Source organism: Xanthomonas protegens (assembly GCF_038442435.1).
GTDB classification, from domain to species: domain Bacteria; phylum Pseudomonadota; class Gammaproteobacteria; order Xanthomonadales; family Xanthomonadaceae; genus Xanthomonas_A; species Xanthomonas_A sontii.
Window position 1 is genome coordinate 13,767 of record NZ_JAQJCQ010000018.1, and the last position, 23,978, is coordinate 37,744.

Genomic DNA, 23,978 nt, shown 5'->3' on the forward strand with positions numbered 1-23,978 from the left:
AAGGGGGATCCGCCGCGGTCCCGCCCGCACGCGCCGGCAGCGCGTGCGCGGCGGTGGGCAGCGAACGAGGCGGCCAGCGTGCCGGGGACGCTGTCGCGATGGCGTCGCGACAGCGGGCGCTCATGCGGCGTTGCCGGGCCGGTAGCGCGCGACGAAGGCGTTGGGCGGCAACTGCGCGGCGTCATCGCCGGCGTTCTCCGCGTGCACGCTGCTGCCGGGCAGGTCCAGCGCTACCGGCGCGTCGCCGAAGTTGGCGGCCACGTGCCATTCGCCATCGCCCAGGCGCCAGCCCGCGGCGATCGCCTTCGGGCCGATCACCCGCGCGCCCAGCGCGCTGGCCTGGGTCAGCGCCGGCACCAGGTGCCGGCGGCGCAGCGCCAGCAGCGCCGCGAACCAGTCGCGCCAGCGCGCACCGTCGCCGTGGGTGGCGTCGCTGATGTCGGCGATGGAGGCCTGGAAGGTGCTCGGTGCGTTGGGGTCGGGAATGGTGGCGCGCTGTTCCGGATCGGCGAAGGCGGCGAAGTGCGCGAACTCGCGGCGCCGGCCCTCGCGCACCGCCTCGTCCAGCGGCGGCGCGAAATCGGTGAAGAACTGGAACGGGGTGCGGCTGCCCCACGGCTCGCCCATGAAGAACAGCGGGATCATCGGGGTCAGCGCGGTCAGCGCCAGCGCCGCGCGCAGCGCCGGTTCGCTCACCTGGGTGATCAGCCGGTCGCCGCGGGCGCGGTTGCCGATCTGGTCGTGGTTCTGGGCGAAGATCACGAACTTGTGCGGCGGCAGGTGGCCGCTGGGCTCGCCGCGCGCGTGCCCGCGGTGGTCGGCCTGGCCCTGGAAGGCGAAACCTTCGCCGAGCACGCGTGCCAGGTGCTGCGCCGGCGCGTCGGCGAAGCCGGCGTAGTAGCCCTCGTGCTCGTCGGTCAGCAGCACGTGCAGGCTGTTGTGGAAGTCGTCGTCCCACTGCGCGCTGTAGCCGCGCTCCAGCACGTCGGCCTGGTTGGCCTCGTTCTCCAGCACCAGGTGCACGTGGCGCCCGTCGGCCACGCTGGCGGTGATCGCCTCGCGCAGGGTATCGAGGAAGGCGTTGGGCACGATCGCGTGCACCGCATCCAGGCGCAGGCCGTCGAAGCGGTACTCGTGCAGCCACATCAGCGCGTTGTCGATGAAGTAGCGCTGCACCGGCGCCAGGCGGAAGTCGATCGCCGCGCCCCAGGGCGTCGGCGCATCCTCGCGGAAGAAGGTCGAGGCGTACTGGCCCAGGTAATTGCCGTCCGGGCCGAAGTGGTTGTAGACCACATCCAGGAACACGCTCAGGCCCAGGCCGTGCGCTTCGTCGATCAGCGCCTTGAGTTCGTCGGGATGGCCGTAGGCCGAGGCCGGCGCGTACGGCAGCACGCCGTCGTAGCCCCAGTTGTGGCGGCCGGGGAATTCGGCCAGCGGCATCAGTTCGATCGCGGTGACGCCGAGCGCGGCCAGGGTCGGCAACTGCGCGCGCAACCCGGCGTAGCCGCCGCAGGTGCCCACATGCAGTTCGTAGAACACCGTCTCGGCCCAGGGCCGGCCGCGCCAGTCGCCGTGGCGCCACGCGTAGCCGTCTGTGGCCAGCACCGCGCTGGCGCCGTGCACGCTGTCCGGCTGCCAGCGCGAGGCCGGGTCCGGCACCGGCGTGCCACCATCGATGGCGTAGCGGTAGCGGGTGCCGGGTGCGCACGCCAGGGTGGCAGCGAAATAACCGTCGCCGATCGCCTCCAGCGGCTGCCGCCGATCGTCGCCGAACACCAGCTCCACGCGCGCGGCATCCGGCGCCCACAGCGCGAAGGCGACCTCGCCGTTGGCGCTCGGCCAGGCGCCGGGGCGCAGCGCCGCGCGCGGGGCGGCAGGGGAGTCGATCGAGACAGCGGTCGTGGCCATGGTCAAAGGTCCGGTTGCAGCCAAAGGGTCGACAGCGGCGGCAGGGTCAGCGCCAGCGATTGCGCATGCCCGTGCATCGGCTGCGGCAGGGTCGACAGCACACCGCCGTTGCCCTGGTTGGAACCGCCGTAATAGCCGCTGTCGCTGTTGAGAATCTCGCGCCAGCGTCCGCCACGCGGCACCCCCACGCGGTAATCGTGGTGTACGGTCGGCGTGAAGTTGCTCACCGCCAGCAGCGGCGGCGTATCGTCATCGCGATCGTGGCGGACGAAGGCGAACACGCTGTTGTGGTGATCGTCGGCGATGCTCCATTCGAAGCCATCGCTGCTGCGGTCGCTGCGGTACAGCGCCGGCAACGCACGCAACTGCCGGTTGAGGTCGGCGACCAGGCGCGCGACGCCCCGGTGCTCGGGCTGCTGCGCCTGCACCCAGTCCAGCGGCCGGTCGTGGTCCCAGTCCTGCCACTGCCCGAACTCGCAGCCCATGAACAGCAATTTGCGTCCGGGATGCGCCCACATGAAGGCCAGGTAGGCGCGCAGGTTGGCAAAGCGCTGCCAGGCGTCGCCGGGCATGCGCGCCAGCAGCGAGCCCTTGCCGCGCGCCACCTCGTCGTGCGACAGCGGCAGCACGAAATGCTCGGAGAACGCGTACACCAGGCCGAAGCTCATCTCGCTGTGGTGGTGCTGCCGGTGCAGCGGATCGCGCTGCAGGTAGCGCAGGGTGTCGTGCGCCCAGCCCATGTTCCACTTGTGGCTGAAGCCCAGCCCGCCCTGCGCCGTGGGCGCGGTCGCACCCGGCCAGGCGGTGGATTCCTCGGCGATGGTGCGCACGCCGGGGAAGCGCTGCGCGATCTCGTCGTTGAGCCGGCGCAGGAAGGCGATCGCCTCCAGGTTCTCGCGGCCGCCGTGGGCGTTGGGGATCCATTCGCCGGCGTTGCGGCCGTAGTCGCGGTACAGCATCGCCGCCACCGCATCCACGCGCAGGCCGTCGACGTGGAAGCGCTCGATCCACTCCAGCGCGCTGCCGATCAGGTAGGCCACCACTTCCGGGCGGCCGTAGTTGTAGACCAGCGTATTCCACTCGCGGTGCACGCCTTCGCGCGGGTCGGCGTGTTCGTACAGGGCGCTGCCGTCGAAGCGCTGCAGGCCATGCGCATCGTCGGGGAAGTGCGCACCGACCCAGTCCAGCAACACGCCGATGCCGGCCTGGTGGCAGGCATCGACGAAGCGCGCGAAGCCGTCGGCGTCGCCATGGCGCGCGGTAGGGGCGTACAGGCCCAGCGGTTGGTAGCCCCAGGAGCCGCCGAACGGATATTCGGCGATCGGCAGCAGTTCGATATGGGTAAAGCCGAGCCCGCGCACGTAAGGGATCAGTTCGGCGGCCAGCGCATCCCAGTGCAGCGGCTGGCCGTTGCCGTCATGGCGCCAGGAGCCGGCATGCAGCTCGTAGACGCTCAGCGGCTGCGCGCTGCCGGCCAGGGCCTCGCGCTGCGCCAGCCAGGCCGCATCGCCCCAGGCATGGCTGTCGGCATACGGCACCACCGAGGCGGTGGACGGCGCCAGGGCACTGCAGCGCGCCACCGGATCTGCCTTGCGCGGCAGCACGCTGCCGTCGGCGGCCTGCAGTTCGTACTGGTAGTGCTCGCCGCCGTGCAGCCCTGGCACGAACAGTTCCCAGACCCCGGCGTCCGCGTGAAAGCGCAGCGGATGCTGGCGCGCGTCCCAACCGTTGAAGTCGCCGACCAGCGCCACCCGCCTGGCCTGCGGCGCCCACACCGCGAAGCGCACGCCCTCCACCTCGCCGACGCGGGCGTGGTGCGCGCCGAGCGCGGTGCGCAGGGCCGCGCCGTCACCGGCGGCCAGATCCTGCAGCCAGGCCGGATCGAGCATCGGCTCGAAGGCATAGGGGTCGTCGCATTCCTGCACCGCGTCCGGCCAGACGATGCGCAGCCGGTAGGGCATGGGCTGCTTCAGCTCGCCCTCGAACAGGCCGTCGGCCTGCGGGTGGGCACGCATCCGCGCGATCAGCTTGCCCTGCGCGTCGAGCAGGCCCAGCGCTTCGGCGCCGGGCGCCAGCACGCGCACCCGCACCGTGCCGTCGGCCTGCGGATGCGGGCCAAGCCAGGCGAACGCATCGATTGCCTCGCCGCGTGCCAGTGCCTGCAGGGCAAGGCCGTCGCCGTCGTCCTCCGTGTCCGCCGCCGGGTCCCCGCCGGCGGCCGGGTCCACGGCGTGTTCCCGATCGCTCATGCGGCGGCCATGGCACTCGCCGTGGCCGGCACCGCGGCGCTGGCCGCGGCCGGGATGGTGCCGGCGGTCGTGGCGGCGGTGCGCTCGTACAGCGCCATGTACTTGCGCCCGGCCAGCTCCCAGCCGCTGGGCCGCAGCATCGCCGCGCGACGCATCGCCTGCAGCAGGCCCGGCAGGCGGAAGGTGCGGAACACCCGCTGCAGGCAGCGGCGCAGGCCGTCGGCCGAGGCTTCCTCGAACAGGAAGCCGGTGACGCCGTCGTCCACCGTGTCGATCAGGCCGCCGGTGGCATGCGCGATCGGCAGGCTGCCGAAGCGCTGCGCATACATCTGGCTCAGCCCGCAGGGCTCGAAGCGCGAGGGCATCAGCAGGAAGTCGGAGCCGGCGAACATGCGCCGCGCCAGCGGCTCCTCGAAGCCGATGTGCGCGCCGACATGACCGGGGTAACGCCGCGCCAGCGCCGCCACCGCCTGCTCGATCTGCGGCTCGCCGCCGCCGATGATCACGATCTGGCCGCCGGCGGCGACGATCTGCGGCGCCACCTCGCAGATCAGGTCCAGGCCCTTCTGGTGCACCAGCCGCGAGACCACCGCGAACAGCGGACCGTCGCTGTCGAGCAGGCCGAACGCCTGGCGCACCTGCGCCGCGTTCTCGCGCTTGCCCTGGATCTGGCCGACGCCGAAGTGCGCCGGCAGGTGCGCGTCGGTGCGCGGATCCCAGCTGGCGTCGATGCCGTTGACGATGCCGCTGAGGCGGCCGCTGGCGGCGCGCCGTGCCAGCAGCGCGTCCAGGCCGCAGCCCTGCGCCGGGCCGGTGATCTGCGCGGCGTAGCTGACGCTGACCGTATTCACATGGTCGGCATGGACGATGCCCGCGCGCAGGAACGACATCTGTCCGTAGAACTCCAGGTCCTGCAGGCCCTCGGCGGGGATGCCCAGGGCGCCGGCCATCGCATACGGGAACAAGCCCTGGTAGGCGAGGTTGTGGATGGTCAGCAGGCACGGCGTGCGGCCGCCGGACCAGCGCACGTAGGCGGCGGCCAGCGCGCACGGCCAGTCGTTCAGGTGCAGCAGCTCCGGCGTCCAGTCCAGCCCGGCCTGGCCGCCGGCGATCTGCGCGGCGGCGTGGGACAGGGTGGCGAAGCGCAGCGCGTTGTCTTCCCAGTCGCGGCCTTCGCTGGAGACGTAGGGCGAACCCTGGCGCTCGAACAGCTGCGGGCACAGCAGCACGTAGACGCACAGGCCGTCCGGGCGCTCGGCCCGGCCCAGCGCGCAATCCGGCAGTCCCGCATGCGCGGCGATGCGGCCGACGATCTCCAGCGGGCCGGTGGTGCGCAGGACCGCCGGGTAACCGGGAATCAGCACGCGGATGTCGCAGCTGCCGCGCAGCGCGCGCGGCAGGGCCGCGGCGACGTCGCCCAGGCCACCGGCCTTCACGAAATCGGCCATTTCCGAGGTCACGAACAGGCTGGTGCGGCGCGGCGCCGGGTTCAGCTTGACGGTCACCTCGGCATTGCGCACGAAGCGGCCGCGCGCATCGCGGTAGCGGCGGCGCGGCGCGTGCAGCACCGGATGGGTATCGCGTTGTCTCTCGGTCAGGTCGGCGGGGGTGGGGGGCGACATGGCGGTTCCGTCTGGGAAGGGGGAGGACGGGGCACACGGAAAGCGACTGCCGCCGCGCGTCCTGGCAGGCGCGCGACGTGAAGCAAGGAAAGAGGTACAGCAGCGTCGAAACGGAACAACGATGTTGCAGTGCGATAATGCAGGAGCAAAGTACGAATGGCGCGATAAAAGACGCGTGAAGCGCACGCTTGTCTACGGTGAAGCGAGGAATGCGGCGCATAGTCGATGTCGCCGAACGCCAGATGCCGCAAGCGCTGGATCGCGGCATCGGCGCCTATGAATCGTTTAGCTTCCAGTGCCGCCCATGTGTCGTGCTTCGGTGCGACCGGGGGTCACCTCCGTTGTGCGAGCTTCATGCGATCTATGGTGCAGTGTGCTCATGACAGTCCTGAAACCGCAGATGCGCCGCGAGCTGGACGGCTTCGTCCTCGACGCCTTGCTGCGTCCGCGCGCCGACGGCGTGCTCGAGCCGCAGATCCGGATTACCAGTGATGATGGGGTGGTGCGCGGCCGGCACGCGTTCGACGGGGTGTATTTCCGCGATGCGCATGCCGGCGCCTACTTCGTTGCCGAGCGCCTGGCGGCGATCCGTTCGGCACGGTACGGAAAGCTGGTGTTCGCCTGACCCGCACACCATGTCGGCGTCGCGTGCGATCGTTGCGTCGCCGGCATCGCGCGCCGCGCTCAGTGCTCGGTCTGCAGCCGGTCCAACGCCGCCAGCAAATCGGTGCGGCGATACGGCTTGGGCAGGAAGCCGGTCCGCGCCGGCAGCATCCCGGGCTCGGGCGTATGCATGCCGGAGGTCAGCAAGGCGGGAATGGCGACGCCGCGGCGGCGCAACTGGCGCACCATGCTCAGGCCGTCGCATCGCGGCATCTGCACGTCGCTGAAGATCAGCGCCACGTCGGGGTGCCGTGCCAGCACGTCCAGCGCGTCCTGCGCGGTCGCCGCCGACAGGACCCGGTAGCCGTCGGCGGCGAGCATGGCAGCGGCCAACTCCCGGATCGTCTGGTCGTCCTCCACCAGAAGAATGGTGGTGGAGGCGGAGGTGACGCGCATAATTCCGTTATCGCTTTTATAAACAATCCACGTCAGCTTCACGATTACTCGGTGAAGCGCTGGTGACGCCCGGGCAATCCCGATATTCTCGTCCTCATTCATTGTGAGATTCACTGCGAGACGCGGCTTGACCACTCACGCTCACTATCGGCAGATCGTCGAGCTCTCGCACGACTGCATCAAGGAAGTCGGGCGCGACGGCATCGTGCGCTCGATCAATCCGCACGGTCTGGCGTTGCTGGGCGTCTCCGACCCCGCCGATATCGTCGGCCACCCCTGGGCCGAACTGTGGCCCGAGGACATGCGCTCGCTGACCCAGGGCGCCTTTGCTGCGGCGCTGGGCAACGAACAGCGTGAATTCTGGGCCGAGCGCCCGTCGCTGGATGGGCGGCGACGCTGGTGGCACGTGATGGTCAGTCCGCTGGCCAACGCCTCGGCGCGGGTCGAGAGCGTGCTGGTGATCAGCCGCGACGTCACCCAGCAGTACCAGATCGAGCAGGCCCTGCGCGCGCTGGGCGATCTGGCCCCGATCGATGCCGAGGAGGTGCCGCTGGGAGCGACCGATGCCGCCGCGCTGGGCCGCCATTGGCAGGCCGAGCAGTCGCAGTTGCGCGGGCAACTGGACATCGCCCTGGCCGCGCAGCGCGTGGCCGAGCGCGCGATGACCCAGGCGCAGAAGGGCGAGGCGATCGGGCAGATGCTCGCCGGCGTGGTGCACGACTTCAACAACATGCTGCATACCGCGATGACTTCGGTCAGCATGGTGGCCGACCACCCGCAACGCCTGCAGCCGGACCAGCGCCGCCTGCTCGGCATCGCCAACGAGGCCTTGCAGCACGGCGCAGGGATGACCCGGCGCCTGCTCGGCTTCGCCCGCGCGCATCCGGTCAAGCCGGCCTGGCTGGACTTGAACGCGCTGGTGACACAGATGCAGCCGCTGCTGGCGCAGGCGCTGGGCGGCGAGATGCGCCTGCAGTTGCTGCCCTGCGCCGAGGTGGCGACGACCTATGCCGACCGCAACGCGGTCGAGCAGGCGGTGCTGAACCTGGCGTTGAACGCGCGCGACGCCAGTCGCCCCGGCGATGCGGTGACGATCCGCTGCGGCGCGCTGGAAGTGCCGCCGTCGCGCGCGGCGGCGATGCGCCAGCCCGGCCGCTACGTGACCCTGGCGGTCAGCGACCAGGGCGAGGGCATGTCCGATGCGGTCAAGTCGCGCCTGTTCGAGGCGTATTTCACCACCAAACCCGAGGGCAAGGGCACCGGCCTGGGGCTGGCCCAGGTCTATGGGCTGGTGCGCCAGGCCGGCGGCTTCGTCGACGTCGAATCGGAACTGGGACGCGGCACCACCATCACCCTGGCGTTCCCGTTCGTGGCGCGGCCGCTCGGCGACGAGGGCGAGGGCGCCGACCCGATGCCGGTGCCGACGGCGGAGTAACCCCGCTCATCCGCCCGCGCGTGCCGGCAGCCGGTCGCTGATGCGCACCGCGAAGGCCTCGCGTAGCACCTGCAGCGCCCGTTGCTGGCGCCCGGCATCCAGCGCCGCGCAGCACGAGGGCGGCACCTGCACCTGGAAATCGCGCATGCGCGCATCGATCGCGGTCGCCAGCACGCAGGCGTCGGTGGCGATGCCGGTGACCAGCAGGCGGGTGGTCTGCAGCCGCGCCAGCAGCAGGGCCAGGGCCGAACCGAGGAAGGCGGAGTGCTTGGGCTTGAGCACGTAATAGTCCTGCGGGCGCGGCGCCAGGCAGGCGGCAATGCGTGCGCCGCGCTGCTTCGGGTCGGCGCACAGGGTCCACAGACCTTCGAAATCGGTCCGCCAGTCGGCGAAGTTGTCGTTGGCGAACAGCACCGGCCAGCCGCGGCGATGGAAGCGCGCGCGGAACTGGGCGATGCGCTCGGCCACCGGCAGTGCGGCCTCCGCCAGCCGTGCGCCGTCCGGGAAGTCGAAACGGCTGATCATGTCCACGATCAGCAGCGCCGGCGCTCCGTGCGGCGGCGCGGGTGCTGCCGGATGGTCGTGTTGCCGCTGGGTGCCTGTGCGTCGCCGGGCGGGCTGGCGCATGCGTCGATCCTCCATTGCCGGACTGGCTTCATGGTCGGCGCGAGGGGTGAAACGCGGGTGAGCGCAGGTGAAGGCGGCATGGCTGAACGGATCGGCCGGCGCCACCTCGGCGGTGCCGGTGGCCACCTTCGCGAAAGCTTACTATTTAAGGTTTACATTGACCGGCGTCTTTGCCCGTCGACAGGAGAGCACGTGGTACCAACTGGCGAACACAACGAGGCGCGCGTGGCCGCGGCGGCATCCGCCGTGCCGTCCGCCCGCGGCACTTCCCGATGGCGCTGCGGCGCCGGACGCGGTCGGCGGATCGCATGAGCACGGTCGCCCCCACACCGGCCGTGCACGTCGATGCTCCCCTGGATGCCGGTCACGCGGTCCTGCCGCCCGAGGCACCGCTGGCCATGCCGCTGCAGTCGCTGCAGGAAGGCAAGCTGCGCAACACGCGCCTGCCCAGCACCCCGGTCGGGATCGGCTGGCGGCGCTTCTACGTGTTCGGCACCACCGCGGCGATGACCGCCTACGCCAGTTGGCTGATCGGCAAGGTCCTGGTGATCGGCGGCGTGAGCGTGCTCGAAGCCTGTCTGATGGTGCTGTTCATCCCCTTGTTCGCCTGGATCGCGCTGTCGTTCGTGAGCGCGCTGGCCGGCTTCTTCACCCTGGTGTTCGGCAAGGGCCGCAAGCTCGGCATCGATCCGGACTCGCCGCTGCCGCAGGTGCGCAACCGCACCGCGCTGCTGATGCCCACCTACAACGAGGATCCGCACCGGCTGATGGCCGGCCTGCAGGCGATCTACGAATCAGTGGAGGCCACCGGCCAGATCGAGCGCTTCGATTTCTTCATCCTCAGCGACACCACGCGCCCGGCCATCGGCGCGGAAGAAGAGAAGGTGTACGCCGAGCTGGTGGAGCGCGTCGGCGGTCAAGGCCGCTTGTTCTACCGGCGCCGTGCCAGCAATGCCGGGCGCAAGGCCGGCAACATCGCCGACTGGGTGCGCCGCTTCGGCGGCGCCTATCCGCAGATGCTGATCCTGGACGCCGACAGCCTGATGACCGGCGACAGCATCGTGCGTCTGGCTGCCGGCATGGAGGCCAACCCCGACGTCGGCCTGATCCAGACCCTGCCGGAAGTGGTCAACGGCAACACCCTGTTCGCGCGCATGCAGCAGTTCGGCGGCCGCGTCTACGGCCCGGTGATCGCCTTCGGCGTGGCCTGGTGGCACGGGGCGGAAAGCAACTACTGGGGCCACAACGCGATGATCCGCACCGAGGCCTTCGCCGCGCAGGCCGGCCTGCCGTCGCTGCCCGGGCGCAAGCCGTTCTGCGGCCACGTGCTCAGCCACGACTTCGTCGAGGCGGCGCTGATGCGTCGTGGCGGCTGGGCCATGCACATGGTGCCGTACCTGCAGGGCAGCTACGAGGAAGGCCCGCCGACGCTGACCGACCTGCTGGTGCGCGACCGCCGCTGGTGCCAGGGCAACCTGCAGCACTCCAAGGTGGTGCGCGCGCGCGGCCTGCACTGGGTCAGCCGCATGCACATGCTGATCGGCATCGGCCATTACTTCACCGCGCCGATGTGGGGCATGCTGATGCTGATCGGCATCGCCATTCCGCTGCAGAACGGCGGCTTCGACCTGGTCGCCTCGGTGATCTCGCCGTTCTCGCCGGCGCGCTACTGGCACCAGCAGGACTCCACGCGGGTGTTCTGGGTGTTCGCGGTGACCATGTTCGTGCTGCTGGCGCCCAAGGTGATGGGCTACTTCGCGATGCTGCTCAAACCCGGCGAACGCCGCGGCTGCGGCGGCGGGCTGCGCGCCTTCGCCAGCATGCTGCTGGAAACGCTGCTGGCCGCGCTGATGGCGCCGGTGGTGATGTACGTGCAGTCGCGCGGCGTCGCCGAGGTGCTGGCCGGCAAGGACTCGGGCTGGGACGCGCAGCAGCGCGACGATGGCCGCATTTCGTGGTCGGCGCTGTTGCGCAGCTACGGCGGACTGAGCGCGTTCGGCCTGCTGATGGGCGGCATGGCCTATGCCGTGTCGCCGTCGCTGGCGGCATGGATGGCGCCGGTGGTGATCGGCATGGCGCTGGCGGTGCCGGTGGTGGCGATCAGTTCCTCGCGCGCCGCCGGCCTGTGGCTGCGCAAGCTGCGCATCCTCGCCATTCCCGAGGAGTCGCAGCCGCCGGCAGTGCTGCTGCGCGCCGCCGAACTGCGCCGCGAGGCCGCCGCACGCCGCGCCGAGGCCGAGGCGCAGGCCCAGGGCTGACGCCGGCATACTATCCGGCCTCATTCATCGGGAACCGACATGCTGGAGACAGTGGAACACGAGACCGGCGCCGCGCCGGCCTGGACCGTCCTGTGGCTGCACGGCCTTGGGGCCGACGGCAACGACTTCGTGCCGCTGGTGCCGGAACTGGTGCGGCCGCACTGGCCGGCGCTGCGCTTCGTGTTCCCGCACGCGCCGGTGCGGCCGGTGACGGTCAACAACGGCGTGCGCATGCGCGCCTGGTACGACATCGTCAGCATGGACTTCTCCAACCGCGCCGACAGTGCCGGCGTCGCCGAATCGGTGGCGCAGGTCGAAGAACTGATCGCGCGCGAGGACGCGCGCGGCGTGCCGGCCGAGCGCCTGCTGCTGGCCGGCTTTTCCCAGGGCGGCGCGATCACCCTGGCCGCCGGCCTCCGCCGCGAACGGCCGCTGGCCGGCCTGATCGGCCTGTCCACCTACCTGCCGGAACTGGAGAGCGTCGCCGACTGGCACGTCCCGGCGGCCCTGCGGCAACCGCTGTTCATGGCCCACGGCCAGGGCGACCCGGTGATCCCGCAGACCTACGCCGAGCGTACCGCGCAGACCCTGCAGGCGCTGGGCATGCCGGTGCAGTGGCGACGCTATCCGATGGCGCACCAGGTCTGCGCCGAGGAAATCGCCGACCTGGGCGACTGGATGGACGCCTGCCTCGCCGGCTGCTGATTGCAGCGGCCGCATGGCGGCATGGTGCGATGCCGATGGCGGGCGCCCGGAACCAGGGCTAGTATCGGCCGCAGCGCACGCCAGCCGAGCGAGGGAGACCTGGGTGAAGGTGCTGATCGCCGACGACGAACCCCTGGCGCGCGAACGCCTGCGCACGCTGCTGGCCGCGCATGCCGGCGTGGAAGTGGTGGCCGAAGCCGATAACGGCATGGACGCGCTGCACGCCTGCGCCGCCGCGCAGCCGGACCTGGTGCTGCTGGACATCGCCATGCCCGGCCTCGACGGCCTGGAAGCCGCGCGCCACCTCGCCACCTTCGAACCGCGCCCGGCCGTGGTGTTCTGCACCGCCTACGATGCGCATGCGCTGTCCGCGTTCGAGGCGGCGGCGATCGACTACCTGATGAAACCGGTGCGCGCCGAGCGCCTGGCCGCGGCCTTGCAGCGCGCCCGTACCTTCATGGCCGGACGCGGCAGCGGCGACGCCGCGGCGCCGGCCCCGCAGCGCCGCACCCACCTGTGCGCGCGCCTGCGCGGCAGCCTGCGGCTGATCCCGGTCGACGACATCCACTACCTGCAGGCCGAGGAAAAGTACGTGGTGGTGCACCACGCCCGCGGCGAGGACCTGATCGAGGAATCGCTGCGCGCGCTGGAGGAGGAGTTCGCCGAGCGCTTCGTTCGCATCCACCGCAACTGCCTGGTCGCGCGCCACGAACTGGTGGAGCTGCGCCGGCTCGGCGAGGGCCAGGTGCAGGCGGTGCTGCGCCATGGCAAGCAGCCGCTGGAGGTCAGCCGGCGCTGCGTGGCGCAGCTGCGCAAGGAGATCCACCAGCGCTGACGCCGCCCGGGCCGCCCGCGTGCAGCGGCGGACGGCGGCTTTCCGCGATAATGCGCGCATGAACATCCTGCGCATCGCTACCCGCAAGAGTCCGCTCGCCCTGTGGCAGAGCGAGCATGTCGCCGCCTGCCTGCGCCGCGCGCACCCGCACCTGGACGTGGTGCTGGTGCCGATGAGCACCCGCGGCGACGAAGTCCTGGACCGCTCGCTGGCGGCGATCGGCGGCAAGGGCCTGTTCCTGAAGGAACTGGAGCTGGCGATGCTGCGCGGCGAGGCCGATTGCGCGGTGCATTCGCTCAAGGACGTGCCGATGGAGCTGGATCCGCCGTTCGTGCTGCCGGCGATCCTGCCGCGCGCCGATCCGGCCGATGCGCTGATCTCCAACCTCTACGCCTCGCTGGACGCGCTGCCGCTCGGCGCGCGCGTCGGCACCTCCTCGCTGCGGCGGCAGGCGCAACTGCGCGCGCGGCGCCCGGACCTGGAACTGCTGGACCTGCGCGGCAACGTCAACACGCGCCTGGACAAGCTCGACAACGGCGGCTACGACGGCATCGTGCTGGCCTGCGCCGGCCTGCAGCGGCTGGGCCTGGAGGGGCGCATCACCCAGCGCCTGCAGGCGCCGGACTGGCTGCCGGCCCCGGCGCAGGGCGCGATCGCGGTGGAATGCCGCGAGGACGCCAGCGACGCACTGGCATTGTTCGCCGCGCTCGACGACGCCCCGACCCGCACCTGCGTGGAGGCCGAGCGGGCGATGAACCGCGCCCTGCACGGCAGTTGCCACGTGCCGGTGGCGGCCTTCGCGCAATGGCGCGGCGAGGATTTGCTGTTGCAGGGCCTGGTCGGCGGCGTCGCCGACGGGCGCCTGGTGCGCGCCGACCTGCAGCGCAGTGCGCAGGATCCCCAGGCGCTGGGCCAGGCCGTGGCCGAGGCCCTGCTGGGCGCCGGCGCACGCGAATTGCTGGAGGTCGACCTGCCGGCCTGAGGGCGTACGCAGTGTCGCGCCAGCGACGGTTGGGGATCACCTGTCATGCAGCCGCGACAAGCGAAGCCGAAAGCGGACTGACACCCTCCGTCGTCGGGACTGAAGTCCCTCCCACCGTGCAGATCCCGGCAGTGCTGGTTGCGCGCGTGTGGGAGCGGCTTCAGCCGCGATGCGCGTTACCGGGAAAGCCTGTCGCGGCTGAAGCCGCTCCTACGAGGAGCGTGGGCGTATCCGGTCACCGCGGCCAGGATGCTGGACGGCGATGGCAGAAGTCGCTGCTGCAACGGGGTCGAGCGGCCTGGAGCCGGTCGTTGCCGACCCTCTACGGTCGCGGCCGAAGCCGCTCCTACGGCGCGGACTCGTCGCGCCGCAAGCCAGCGAGCACGGTCGGCAGGTTGTTGATTCCCCAATGCTCGACATAGCGGCCGTTCTCGACCCGCACGATGTCGATCACCTCGATGCTGACCGGCTTTCCCGTGGGTTCCACCCCGAACAAGGTTCCTGTGTGCCTGCCCGACACGGTCTTGCGGGTGGTCACCTTGTCGCCCTCGGCGACCTGGTCGTGAATGGTCACCGTCAATCCGGCCAATGCGGGCCGGAGAACGTCGTGGAAGGTGCTCCACATGCTCTCGCCTCCTGCAGGAGTGCCAGGCGGGGCGGATCGGTTGACGAACCCCGGGGCCATCAGTGCCTCGAATGCGGCGCGGTCCCCGCCTTCGATGACCTCCTTGTTGAACCGGCGAACCACGGTCTTGATATCGGATATGGTCATGAACGCCTCCGTTCCGGACAACCACCAGCAGCGATACTGCACCTATCAAAGGTCGCGGGATGGTCGCGGGATGGTGCTCATTTCCCGGCCGAGCATCCTTCAAAGAAGCGGGGTCGGATGGAACTTCCCGATCAGTCAGGCCTGTTCCCGATGGGCCTTCCTCCCGGAAGACGGTCGAGCAACGGGACCGTCACACCTTGCGGCCTGGGATGTCTTGGGATGGATCTCGGCATTCGACAAGCATCCTGATCATGCCATTGCCGTGCCGGAACGCGGCGGCACGACGCGGCGTCGTGCGTCGATGGTGGCGACACCATGCGGCGACCGGCACTGCCACAGGCCGCCGTCCATCGCACCGACCCAGGAACCCGGCCTTTACCAATCCCCAATCCCGACTCCCCAATCCCGGCTCACTTGAACTTGTAGACCAGGTTCATCGTGGTCAAGGTATCGGTCTTCTTCTTGTCGTCGCTGACGTCGCTGTTGTAGCGGGCCTGCCAGCCGGCCTTCAGCGCCAGGCGTTCGTTCATGCTCACCGAGATGCCCAGGTCGTTCTGCGCGAAGGTGTTGTACGCGCCGGATTCGACCAGCAGGGTGTTGCCCAGTTCGGTGTTGCTGGTCAGGCCGTACTTGAAGTCGATCAGGCCACGGCCGATCAGGCCGGTTTCGGTGCGGTCCTCGACCACGTCGTGGGCGCGGCGCACGCCGGGACCGATCTGCACGTCGATGCTGCGGCGGTCGCCGTCCATGATCCGGGTGCCGTAGCCGATGCCGATCGTGGCCAGGCGGTCGTAGGTGGCGAAGTCGTCGCGCTCGTAGCGCAGCGAGGCGGTCAGCTGGCGGTGCTCGCCGAGCTGCAGCGCGCTGCCGGCGCTGCCGGTGTATCGGTTGGAGGTGGTCTGGCGCTTGCGCGTGGTGGTGCCGTCCGGATTGGTGTCGGTGTACTCGGCGCTGGCGTGCAGGGCGAGCAGGTCCAGGCTGTGGATCCAGTCGCCGTCCACGTACTGGCCCTTGAGCCGGCCGTTGAGGCTTTCGTTGGTGCTGTTGCCGTGCGAGGAGGCGAAGCCCAGTTCGCCCGATCCGCTCCACGGCGAACTGGCCGGGTCCGTGGCTGCCGGTGAGGTGGCGACGTCGGCGGCCCAGGCCGGGGACGTGCTCAGCAGCAACAAAGCGATGGCGGATACGAGGGTGGCACGGCGGGACATGGCTTCTCCGGGGATGAGGACGCAGCCTTCGGCTAACGAAATGGAAACGATTTCATCATACCGGATCCACATGACACCCTGGCCGGCCCCGGGCGCCGGCTTCATCGACGGTTCGGGCGCGCAGCCGGCCGCCACGCCAGGCAGGCGTTTTCCGTCGTCGACTCAGACATAATCGGGGCCATGGACCGCTACGAACGCATCAACGCACTGCACCGCCTGCTCAAGTCCGCACGCTACCCGGTGACGGTGGCGCGGCTGCAGGACGAACTGGGCTGCTCCCGCGCCACCGTCTACCGCGATCTGGCCTTCCTGCGCGATGCGCTGATGGCGCCGGTGGAGGGCGACGGCGAGGCCGGCTTCCGCTACGAGTCCGGGGAGAGCGACCGTTTCGAGCTGCCCGGGCTGTGGCTGAGTTCGGAGGAACTGCACGCGCTGCTGGCCTCGCAGCAACTGCTGGCGCGCACCGGCGGCGGGGTGCTGTCCTCGGTGCTGGCGCCGCTGCAGCAGCGCATCGAAAGCCTGCTCGCCGCCCAGGCCGGGGCGACCCATTGGCCGGTGGAGCGGGTGCGGGTGATCCCGCACCGCGGCCGCAAGCTCGACGAAGCCAGTTTCCGCACCGTCGCCTCGGCGGTGCTGGAGCGCAAGCGCCTGTCCTTCGACTACCGCGCCCGCTCCACCGACGAATCGACCAAGCGCACGGTGTCGCCGCAGCGCATCACCCACTACCGCGACAACTGGTACCTGGACGCCTGGGACCATGGCCGCGACGCGGTGCGCAGCTTCGCCGTGGATCGCATCAACCACGCGCGCCTGCTCGACCAGCCGGCGCAGGACGTGGCCGACGCCGAACTGGATTCGCAGCTGGCGGCCAGCTACGGCATCTTCTCCGGCGCGCCCAAGGGTTGGGCCACCATCGTGTTCAGCCCCAAGGCCGCGCGCTGGGTCGCCGACGAGCACTGGCATTCCAAGCAGCAGGGCCGGTTCCTGGCCGATGGCCGCTACGAACTGAAGGTGCCCTACAGCGTCTCGCGCGAACTGCTGATGGACGTGCTGCACTACGGCTCGGATGCGGAGATCGTGGAACCGCGCTCGCTGCGCGAACAGGCCAAGGCGCTGCTGTCGCTGGCATTGAGCAACTACAGCGACGATTAAAGCGACGATCGAGACACCGCTGCGCCCGACGCGATTTCCGTAGGAGCGGCTTCAGGAGCTCCAACAACGATGGAAGGTCACTTGCAGGAGCGGCTTCAGCCGCGACGAGCGTTACCGGGAATGCCCGTCGCGGCTGAAGCCGCTCCTACGAGTGAGCGGCCCACGCGTCCGCCGCCGGGTCGCCGCCGAGGCGTGCACCTCCTGCTGCTGCAGCAATCCCTGGCCCGTGCGACGCAGCGGCCGTCGTAGGAGCGGCTTCAGCCGCGACCGCGGCCTTACCGCCAATGCGTGTCGCAGCCTGGAGGTCGACGCCTACGCCGCATCCAGCGGCGCGCCGCCGCCGAGGATCACGCCGATGTTGCGCTCGATCCAGTCCACCAGCGCGTGCACGTGCGCCGCGGCTTCCTCGCCGAGCGGGGTCAGGTCGTATTCCACGTGCGGCGGCACCACGGGATAGGCGGTGCGCTGCACCAGGCCGTCCGCTTCCAGCGCCTGCAGGGTCTGCGAGAGCATCTTCTCGCTGACCCCTTCCAGGCTGCGGCGCAGGTCGCCGAAGCGATGGGTGCCCTTGCGCAGGGCGACCAGCACCAGCACGCCCCAGCGGCTGGTGACATGGCTGAGCACGGCCCGGGACGGGCAGTTCTGCGCGAATACCTGGCCACGCAGCTGGGTCGCGTCCGCGCAGCCGCGCGGTGCTTCGTCGAGAGGTTCGGAGAGGACGCTGGCCAAGCGGTGCACCTGTCTGTGGGGGAGGGCGCCCCGATCATACGGGCCGCGCCGGGTGCTTCGCTGAGCGAAGGATGATCGTGCTGTCGGTGCCGACCACGCCCGGTGCGATGGCGTGGCGACGTTGGGTGGTCGCAGCGGCGGGGTCTTACGTGGCCCGAACGGCATCCGGGCGCGCGGAGTACGCCAGACCGGCGCGATGCGGATCGGGTTGTCCGCGTCGCAGCTGGCTGCGACGGGAACTGCTTCAGGGCTTGTTCGGCACTTCGAAGCCGAGCTTGCCGACCTGGTCGCGGCGCTGCGCCACGCGCTTGAGCTTGTCGATGTTGACTCCGTACTGGTGGTCCAGCTTGTCGACCAGCTCACGGTACTGCTTGTGGCTCATGTTCGGCGAGCGCGCGAACACCCATGCCAGGTCGCGGCCGGGATAGTCGATCAGCGCCCAGGAATAGTCCGGCGCCACTTCCAGGATGCGGTACTTGGTGGGCACCATTCTGAAGAACCAGGTGGTCCAGCGGCGGTTGCCGGTGCCTTCCTTGACCGTGGCGCGCGAGTTGAGCTCCTTGACCGGCTCGTCGAAGCCGTTGCGGTACTCGTAGCGCACCGCGATCTTGCCGTCTTCCTTGAGGGTGTACTCGTCGCTGCTGGCGACGTGGCCGCGCTCGGCGAAGTACGGGATGTGCGCGATCACGTACCAACGGCCCATGAAGCGCTGCAGGTCGATCGGCGGCTGCGCAGGCTCCTGCTCCGGGTCCGGCGCCTTGGCGCGGGCCGTCGGCAACGGGACGGCCATGCCCAGCAGCAGCACGGAAGCGAACAGGGAGAGCAGGCGCATAGAAGATTCCGGGGCGAAGGGCGAACGCCGGTGAAGTATGCGCGTGCGCCATGTCAATGGTGCGTCGCAGCCCCTGAGATGTCGCGGCGGCACCCTGCGCGCCTCGACTTCCAGGAGCTGCCGTCATGCCGATCGTTCCGTCCTCCCCGCGTACCCACGTCCCGCACCCGGGCCTGCGCCGCCTGCTGCGCCAGGCGATCCTGGCCGGGCTGGCCCTGGTCCTGGTGTGGCCGGCCGCGCGCGGCCACAGCGAGTGGCTGGGCTGGCGGCCGCTGTGGCTGTTGGGCATGCCGTTGAGCGCCTGGTGGGCCCTGCATCGTTTCCCGCTGCCGCCGCTGCGGCGTCTGTGGGGGCAGTGGCGGGCCAGGCCGCGGGCGCAGGCGCGGCGGCGCCGGCCGGCGCTGCGGACCGCGCGCCCGGTCTGACCGTCGGCAGGGGGCACTGCAGAGGGCGCGTACCTGCTGCGGCGCGGCCCTGCCCGGATCCGAGTCGTGCCCCTCTCGTACCTGCTCACCGTCGGGTTCGCCGTGGCCAAGGAAACCGCAATGCCGCAGGATCTCCATGCGTGGCTCGACCCTGTTCTGCGCGCGGCAGGGGCAGAGCAGCCGTGCCATGACGCCCGGCGCGGGGCATGCTATGGGAAGGCGGCACAGGAGGAGCCCGCATGAAGCACGATCCCACGTTGTTGCAGTCGGTCTTGGCCGACGCGGCACCGCCCGAGCTGGAGGTGACGTTTCGCCCCATGTTCGGCGGACGCTTCGCCTACGCGGACGGCAAGCCGTTCGCGTCCCTTTCCGACGTCGGACTGGCCTTGAAGTTCACCGGCAGCGAGCGCGACGCACTCCTGGCCCTGCCGGGTGCCGCACCGCTTCGCTACGAACCGGATCAGCCGGCCAGCAAGTCCTACGTCGTCGTCCCCGAGACCATGCTGTCCGAGCCGGCCGAACTGAGGTCGTGGGTGATGCGCAGTGTGTCCGGCCTCCCGACCAAACGCGTTCGAAAACAAGCCTAGGAGATTGCGCATGCCCCGCATCAATTTCGTCGAACTTCCCGCACGCGATCTCGGCGCGGCACGGACCTTCTACGCGGCAGCGTTCGGGTGGGAACTGACCAGTTTCGGCCCCAGCTACGCATGCACCATGACGGGCCACGTCGACCTGGGATTGCAGGGCGACATGAGCGAGGCGCCAGCAGCGCCTCTGCCAGTGGTGCTGGTGGACGACCTCGACGCTGCGCAAGCGGCTGTCGAGGCGGCCGGCGGGATCATCAGCAAGCCGATCTTCGCCTTTCCGGGCGGGCGACGCTTGCACTTCCGCGATCCCAACGGGCTTGAGCTGGCGATCATGCAGACGGATTGATCCCGCGTTCCAGGGTGCCATGGAGACTGTGCGCAACGGCGCTATGTGGCTCCGGTGCGCGCTTGGCCGAGATGCGCCTGGCCTGACCTTCGGCAGGGGAGGGCGGCGAGGCTGCGTGCTACGGTGCGGCGCTGTCCTTCCACGGATCCGAACATGTCCTCACTCGCACACGCCTGCCTGATCGCCGGCCTGCTCGCCGCCGGCACCGCCGCGGCCAAGGAAACCGCGATGCCCCAAGACCCCTACGCCTGGCTCGAAGACGTCACCGGCACCAAGGCGCTGGACTGGGTCAAGGCGCAGAACGCCAAGACCGAGGCGCGGCTGGCCGAGACCCCCGCCTTCAAGGCCCGCGAGGCCGGCATCCGCGAGGTGCTGGATTCCGACGCCAAGATCCCGGCCGTGCAGAAGATCGGCCCGTACTACTACAACCTGTGGAAGGACCGCGCCCACGAGCGCGGCCTGTGGCGCCGCACCACGCTCGATGAGTACCGCAAGCCCGAGCCGAAGTGGGAGACGGTGCTGGACCTGGACGCGCTGAACAAGGCCGAGGGCGAGAACTGGGTGTGGCATGGCGCCAACTGCCTGCGCCCGGAGTACCGCCGCTGCCTGATCGCGCTGTCGCGCGGCGGTGCCGACGCCGACGTCACCCGCGAGTTCGACCTGGGCAGCAAGCAGTGGATCAAGGACGGCTTCTTCCGTCCCGAGGCCAAGGGCGGGCTGAGCTGGATCGATGCCGACACCGTCTACCTGTACACCGACTTCGGCCCCGGCTCGCTGACCAGCTCCGGCTATCCGCGCGTCGTCAAGCAGTGGAAGCGCGGCACCCCGATGAGCAGCGCCACGCTGGTCTACGAGGGCAAGCCGGACGACATGTACATCGCCGCGATGCATGACGACACGCCCGGCTACGAGCGCGATTTCGTCAGCCGCACGCTGGCCTTCTACAACGACGAGATGTACCTGCGCGGCGCCGACGGCCGCCTGACCAAGATCGACGTGCCCAACTCGGCCAACAAGGGCGTGCACCGCCAGTGGCTGACCCTGGAGCTGCGCGATCCGTGGATGGTGGGCGGCACGACCTACCCGGCCGGTGCGCTGCTGGTGACCAGGTTCGACGACTTCATGGCCGGCAAGCGCGACTTCCAGGTGCTGTTCACGCCCACCGAGACCGCGTCGCTGGCGTCCTTCGCCTGGACCAAGTCGCGGCTGGTGCTGAACGTGCTCGACGACGTCAAGAGCCGGCTGTGGGTGCTGACTCCGGGCGAGGGCGAGTGGGCGCGTGCAGCGTTCCCGGTCGGCGACCTGGCCTTCGGCAGCACCAGCGTCGATGCGGTCGATGCCGACGAGAACGACCAGGTGTGGCTGACCTCCACCGACTTCCTGACCCCGACCACGCTGATGCTGGCCGACGTGCAGCGCGGGCCGAAGAGCATCGAGACGCTGAAGGCGATGCCGAGCTTCTTCGATGCGTCCAAGGACGAGATCGAGCAGCACTTCGCCGTGTCCAAGGATGGCACCAAGGTGCCGTACTTCCTGGTCCGGCCCAAGCAGCTCAAGGCCGACGGCAGCGCGCCGACCCTGCTGTACGCCTACGGTGGCTTCGAGATCTCGATGACCCCGTTCTACTCCGGCAGCCTGGGCCGCGCCTGGCTCGACCAGGGCGGCGTGTACGCGCTGGCCAACATCCGCGGCGGCGGCGAGTACGGCCCGCGCTGGCACCAGGCGGCGCTGAAGCAGAACCGGCACAAGGCCTACGAGGACATGGCGGCGGTGGCGCAGGACCTGGTCGCGCGCAAGATCACCTCGGCCAAGCACCTGGGCGTGCAGGGCGGCAGCAACGGCGGGCTGATGGCCGGCAACATGCTGATGCAGTACCCGCAGCTGTTCGGTGCGGTGGTGGTGCAGGTGCCGCTGCTGGACATGAAGCGCTACAGCCACCTGCTGGCCGGCGCATCGTGGATGGCCGAGTACGGCAACCCGGACACCGACGACTGGAAGTTCATCCAGACCTTCTCGCCGTATCACCTGTTCGACCCGAAGAAGACCTACCCGCCGGTGATCTTCCTGACCTCCACCCGCGACGACCGCGTGCACCCGGGCCATGCGCGGAAGATGGCGGCGAAGATGATCGACGCCGGCAAGGACGTGACCTACTACGAGAACATCGAAGGCGGTCATGGCGGTGCAGCAAACAATGCGCAGGCTGCGCACATGCAGGCGCTGGCGTACAGCTTCCTGTGGGAGCGGTTGTCCAAGTGAGGGATGCGATCCGCGTCCCGGTCGGGGCGCGGGTCGTCGCCTGGTTCTAGCGTGTCGCCTGCGGAGGCGTCGTCATGCTGGTGAGTGTGCTGTTCGCGCTGGCGGCCAGCCAGTGCACGGTCGAACACGCGCGTTACGCGTTGCGCCACGATCCCGCGCTCACGGCGCGTTTCGTGGCGGTGGACAGCGGGCCGGACTGGCCCGCACAGCTGGCGCTGCGCCTGCACTCCACGCGCAGCGGCCACGATCAATGGTTCCTGCCGGCCGATGGCGGCAGTGATGGACGCCAGACCCTGGTGTCCATCGCCGATCCGACCCGGCCCGGTTGGCAGCCGCCTTCTCCCGACGGCGGTGATCGCCCGCTCGGCGAGGCCGAGTACCTTGGCGCCGATGCCGCCTACGATCTGCTCGATGGCGTGCCGCGCCGCGGCACGCCTGCGCCTGCGCATTTCCTGGTGCCGGACCTGCGGCAACTGCTGTGGTACCGGGCGCCTGCGCAGCAGCGCGAGCCGAGTGCGCGGCAGTTCTTCGACCGGGTGGGCTGCGACGACTGACGCGCTGCGTCAGCGCGCCCAGCGCTCCAGCCCGCGCGCGATCCGCGCCACCGCCTCCTGCAGTCGCGGCAGGCTCTGGGTATAGGCGATGCGCACGTGCTGGCGTGCGCGATGGCGGCCGAAATCCACGCCCGGGGTGAACGCGACGTGCTCGGTCTCCAGGAAGTGCGCGCAGAACGCCTGCGCATCGTCGGTGAAAGCGGACACGTCGGCGTACAGGTAGAACGCGCCCTCCGGCTCGACATCGATGCGGAAGCCGAGCGCGCGCAGCGCCGGCAGCAGGTAGTCGCGGCGCTGCGCGAATTCGGCGCGGCGCGCTTCCAGGATCTGCAGCGTTTCCGGCAAGAAGCAGGCCAGCGCCGCGTGCTGGGCGATGCTGGGCGCGCTGATGTACAGGTTCTGCGCCAGCTTCTCCAGCGACGGCACCGCCGCGCGTGGCGCCACCAGCCAGCCCAGGCGCCAGCCGGTCATGCCGAAGTACTTGGAGAAACTGTTGAGCACGTAGGCCTCGTCGTCGACCTCCAGCACGCTGGGCGCGTCAGTGCCGTAGCTGAGGCCATGGTAGATCTCGTCCACCACCAGGTGCCCGCCGCGGGCGTGCAGCGTCTGCGACAGCGCCGCCAGTTCGGCGCGCGACAGCAGCGTGCCGGTGGGATTGGCCGGCGATGCCACCAGCGCGCCGACGCTGTCCGCGTTCCAGTGCCGCTGCAGCAGCTCCGGGGTCAGTTGGTAGCGGCTGTCCGGGCCGACCGGCACCAGCTGCGCGGATCCTTCGACCAGGCGCAGGAAATGGCGATTGCACGGGTAGCCGGGATCGGCCATCAGCCAATGGCGGCCCGGATCGACCAGCAGCGCGCTGGCCAGCAGCAGGGCGCCGGAGCCGCCGGGGGTGATCAGGATGCGTGCCGGATCCAGGTCGACGTCGTGGCGCTGCCGGTAGAAGTCCGCCAGCGCCTGGCGCAGGGCGGGCAGGCCGCGCGCGGCGGTGTAGCGCGTATGGCCGGCGCCCAGCGCGGCCTGCCCGGCGGCGACGATCGGCGCGGCGGTGGTGAAGTCCGGTTCGCCGATTTCCAGGTGGATCACGTCGTGGCCGGCCTGTTCCAGTTCGTTGGCGCGGGCCAGCAAGGCCATGACGTGGAAGGGTTCGATCTCGCGGCTGCGCTGGCTGTAGCCGGGCGCGGCGGTCGAGGCGCTGAGGGTGTCGCCAGGAAGGGAAGCCATGCGGCCGATGATAGAGGAGCGGGTTCCCGAGCGTGTTAGCCGCGTCCAGTCGGCGACGCCCGGCAGATCGCGCGATGGCTGTGGCGGCGCGAACCGAGATGGGCGCTGCGCCCGGGCGAATCGGGCGTGGGTCGGGGGCGTGCACCTGGTGCATCTGGCGTTGCTTCCCTGGCGGTCGATCGTGTGCGGTGCGGCGCCATCGGCTTCGCTGGCCAC

Annotated in this window: 22 protein-coding genes; 12 read left to right on the plus strand and 10 right to left on the minus strand. The window is 70.2% G+C overall.

The genetic code is table 11. From position 1 onward, the window contains the following. Nucleotides 1-120: 120 nt before the first annotated feature. The 3 genes from treZ to glgA are packed head-to-tail and all read right to left on the minus strand — an operon-like array spanning nucleotide 121 to nucleotide 5,779. Nucleotides 121-1,908, minus strand: a complete 1,788-nt coding sequence (treZ, locus tag PIQ37_RS17795; RefSeq protein ID WP_342074474.1) for a malto-oligosyltrehalose trehalohydrolase — start codon at nucleotides 1,906-1,908, stop codon at nucleotides 121-123. A gap of 2 nt (nucleotides 1,909-1,910) precedes the next feature. Next, complete coding sequence (locus tag PIQ37_RS17800) at nucleotides 1,911-4,157, minus strand: 1,4-alpha-glucan branching enzyme (RefSeq protein WP_407136575.1); 2,247 nt, start codon at nucleotides 4,155-4,157, stop codon at nucleotides 1,911-1,913. Beyond that, complete coding sequence (glgA, locus tag PIQ37_RS17805; protein ID WP_342074475.1) at nucleotides 4,154-5,779, minus strand: glycogen synthase GlgA; 1,626 nt, start codon at nucleotides 5,777-5,779, stop codon at nucleotides 4,154-4,156. The genes PIQ37_RS17800 and glgA overlap by 4 nt, the downstream gene beginning before the upstream one ends. 400 nt (nucleotides 5,780-6,179) lie before the next feature. On the opposite strand from glgA, the gene PIQ37_RS17810 reads away from it, so the two are divergent. Then, nucleotides 6,180-6,404, plus strand: a complete 225-nt coding sequence (locus PIQ37_RS17810; protein ID WP_342074476.1) for a hypothetical protein — start codon at nucleotides 6,180-6,182, stop codon at nucleotides 6,402-6,404. A 59-nt stretch (nucleotides 6,405-6,463) separates the two neighbouring features. On the opposite strand, the gene PIQ37_RS17815 is transcribed toward PIQ37_RS17810, so the two are convergent. Next, nucleotides 6,464-6,940, minus strand: a complete 477-nt coding sequence (locus tag PIQ37_RS17815; RefSeq protein ID WP_342074477.1) for a response regulator — start codon at nucleotides 6,938-6,940, stop codon at nucleotides 6,464-6,466. A gap of 25 nt (nucleotides 6,941-6,965) precedes the next feature. Between PIQ37_RS17815 and PIQ37_RS17820 the strand changes: the two genes are divergently transcribed. Beyond that, entirely contained in the window at nucleotides 6,966-8,273 is a 1,308-nt protein-coding gene (locus PIQ37_RS17820; protein ID WP_342074478.1) for a two-component system sensor histidine kinase NtrB, read from the plus strand. Nucleotides 8,274-8,279: 6 nt separating this feature from the next. Here PIQ37_RS17820 and PIQ37_RS17825 read toward each other — a convergent pair whose 3' ends face one another. Continuing rightward, entirely contained in the window at nucleotides 8,280-8,900 is a 621-nt protein-coding gene (locus PIQ37_RS17825) for a cysteine hydrolase family protein (RefSeq protein WP_342074479.1), read from the minus strand. A gap of 308 nt (nucleotides 8,901-9,208) precedes the next feature. Between PIQ37_RS17825 and mdoH the strand changes: the two genes are divergently transcribed. From mdoH to hemC, 4 genes are all read left to right on the plus strand, one after another. Further along, the gene (gene mdoH, locus PIQ37_RS17830; protein ID WP_342074480.1) at nucleotides 9,209-11,158 is read left to right on the plus strand and encodes a glucans biosynthesis glucosyltransferase MdoH; all 1,950 of its coding nucleotides are present in this window, start codon (nucleotides 9,209-9,211) and stop codon (nucleotides 11,156-11,158) included. A 39-nt stretch (nucleotides 11,159-11,197) separates the two neighbouring features. Further along, a complete protein-coding gene (locus PIQ37_RS17835) occupies nucleotides 11,198-11,863 on the plus strand; it encodes an alpha/beta hydrolase (protein WP_342074481.1) in 666 nt (221 codons plus the stop codon). A 103-nt stretch (nucleotides 11,864-11,966) separates the two neighbouring features. Next, nucleotides 11,967-12,698: a LytR/AlgR family response regulator transcription factor gene (locus PIQ37_RS17840; protein ID WP_342074482.1), complete on the plus strand. Its 732-nt coding sequence runs from the start codon at nucleotides 11,967-11,969 to the stop codon at nucleotides 12,696-12,698. Between the two features lie 58 nt (nucleotides 12,699-12,756). Next, nucleotides 12,757-13,680, plus strand: a complete 924-nt coding sequence (gene hemC, locus PIQ37_RS17845; RefSeq protein WP_342074483.1) for a hydroxymethylbilane synthase — start codon at nucleotides 12,757-12,759, stop codon at nucleotides 13,678-13,680. Between the two features lie 346 nt (nucleotides 13,681-14,026). Here hemC and PIQ37_RS17850 read toward each other — a convergent pair whose 3' ends face one another. Next, nucleotides 14,027-14,452 (minus strand): ester cyclase, encoded by a 426-nt coding sequence (locus PIQ37_RS17850; protein WP_342074484.1) that lies wholly within the window; start codon nucleotides 14,450-14,452, stop codon nucleotides 14,027-14,029. A 410-nt stretch (nucleotides 14,453-14,862) separates the two neighbouring features. Further along, complete coding sequence (locus PIQ37_RS17855) at nucleotides 14,863-15,657, minus strand: DUF481 domain-containing protein (RefSeq protein WP_342074485.1); 795 nt, start codon at nucleotides 15,655-15,657, stop codon at nucleotides 14,863-14,865. A 180-nt stretch (nucleotides 15,658-15,837) separates the two neighbouring features. Between PIQ37_RS17855 and PIQ37_RS17860 the strand changes: the two genes are divergently transcribed. Next, a complete protein-coding gene (locus tag PIQ37_RS17860) occupies nucleotides 15,838-16,809 on the plus strand; it encodes a helix-turn-helix transcriptional regulator (RefSeq protein ID WP_010341069.1) in 972 nt (323 codons plus the stop codon). A gap of 312 nt (nucleotides 16,810-17,121) precedes the next feature. Here PIQ37_RS17860 and PIQ37_RS17865 read toward each other — a convergent pair whose 3' ends face one another. Beyond that, nucleotides 17,122-17,547: a winged helix-turn-helix transcriptional regulator gene (locus PIQ37_RS17865; protein WP_255325519.1), complete on the minus strand. Its 426-nt coding sequence runs from the start codon at nucleotides 17,545-17,547 to the stop codon at nucleotides 17,122-17,124. A 235-nt stretch (nucleotides 17,548-17,782) separates the two neighbouring features. Next, nucleotides 17,783-18,370, minus strand: coding sequence for a lipocalin family protein (locus tag PIQ37_RS17870; protein WP_017912048.1), 588 nt, complete (start codon nucleotides 18,368-18,370; stop codon nucleotides 17,783-17,785). 125 nt (nucleotides 18,371-18,495) lie between these two features. On the opposite strand from PIQ37_RS17870, the gene PIQ37_RS17875 reads away from it, so the two are divergent. The 5 genes from PIQ37_RS17875 (at nucleotide 18,496) to PIQ37_RS17895 (ending at nucleotide 22,541) form a co-directional block, all read left to right on the plus strand. After that, a complete protein-coding gene (locus tag PIQ37_RS17875) occupies nucleotides 18,496-18,795 on the plus strand; it encodes a hypothetical protein (RefSeq protein ID WP_342074486.1) in 300 nt (99 codons plus the stop codon). 239 nt (nucleotides 18,796-19,034) lie between these two features. Then, nucleotides 19,035-19,382 (plus strand): TfoX/Sxy family protein, encoded by a 348-nt coding sequence (locus PIQ37_RS17880; protein WP_342074487.1) that lies wholly within the window; start codon nucleotides 19,035-19,037, stop codon nucleotides 19,380-19,382. Between the two features lie 10 nt (nucleotides 19,383-19,392). After that, nucleotides 19,393-19,728 carry a VOC family protein gene (locus PIQ37_RS17885; protein WP_342074488.1) on the plus strand — a complete coding sequence of 112 codons (336 nt, stop codon included), beginning with the start codon at nucleotides 19,393-19,395 and terminating at the stop codon, nucleotides 19,726-19,728. Between the two features lie 153 nt (nucleotides 19,729-19,881). Further along, the gene (locus PIQ37_RS17890; protein ID WP_342074489.1) at nucleotides 19,882-21,987 is read left to right on the plus strand and encodes a prolyl oligopeptidase family serine peptidase; all 2,106 of its coding nucleotides are present in this window, start codon (nucleotides 19,882-19,884) and stop codon (nucleotides 21,985-21,987) included. Between the two features lie 74 nt (nucleotides 21,988-22,061). Beyond that, complete coding sequence (locus tag PIQ37_RS17895; protein WP_342074490.1) at nucleotides 22,062-22,541, plus strand: hypothetical protein; 480 nt, start codon at nucleotides 22,062-22,064, stop codon at nucleotides 22,539-22,541. 9 nt (nucleotides 22,542-22,550) lie between these two features. Here PIQ37_RS17895 and PIQ37_RS17900 read toward each other — a convergent pair whose 3' ends face one another. Beyond that, nucleotides 22,551-23,762: a pyridoxal phosphate-dependent aminotransferase gene (locus PIQ37_RS17900; RefSeq protein WP_342074491.1), complete on the minus strand. Its 1,212-nt coding sequence runs from the start codon at nucleotides 23,760-23,762 to the stop codon at nucleotides 22,551-22,553. Nucleotides 23,763-23,978 lie beyond the last annotated feature (216 nt).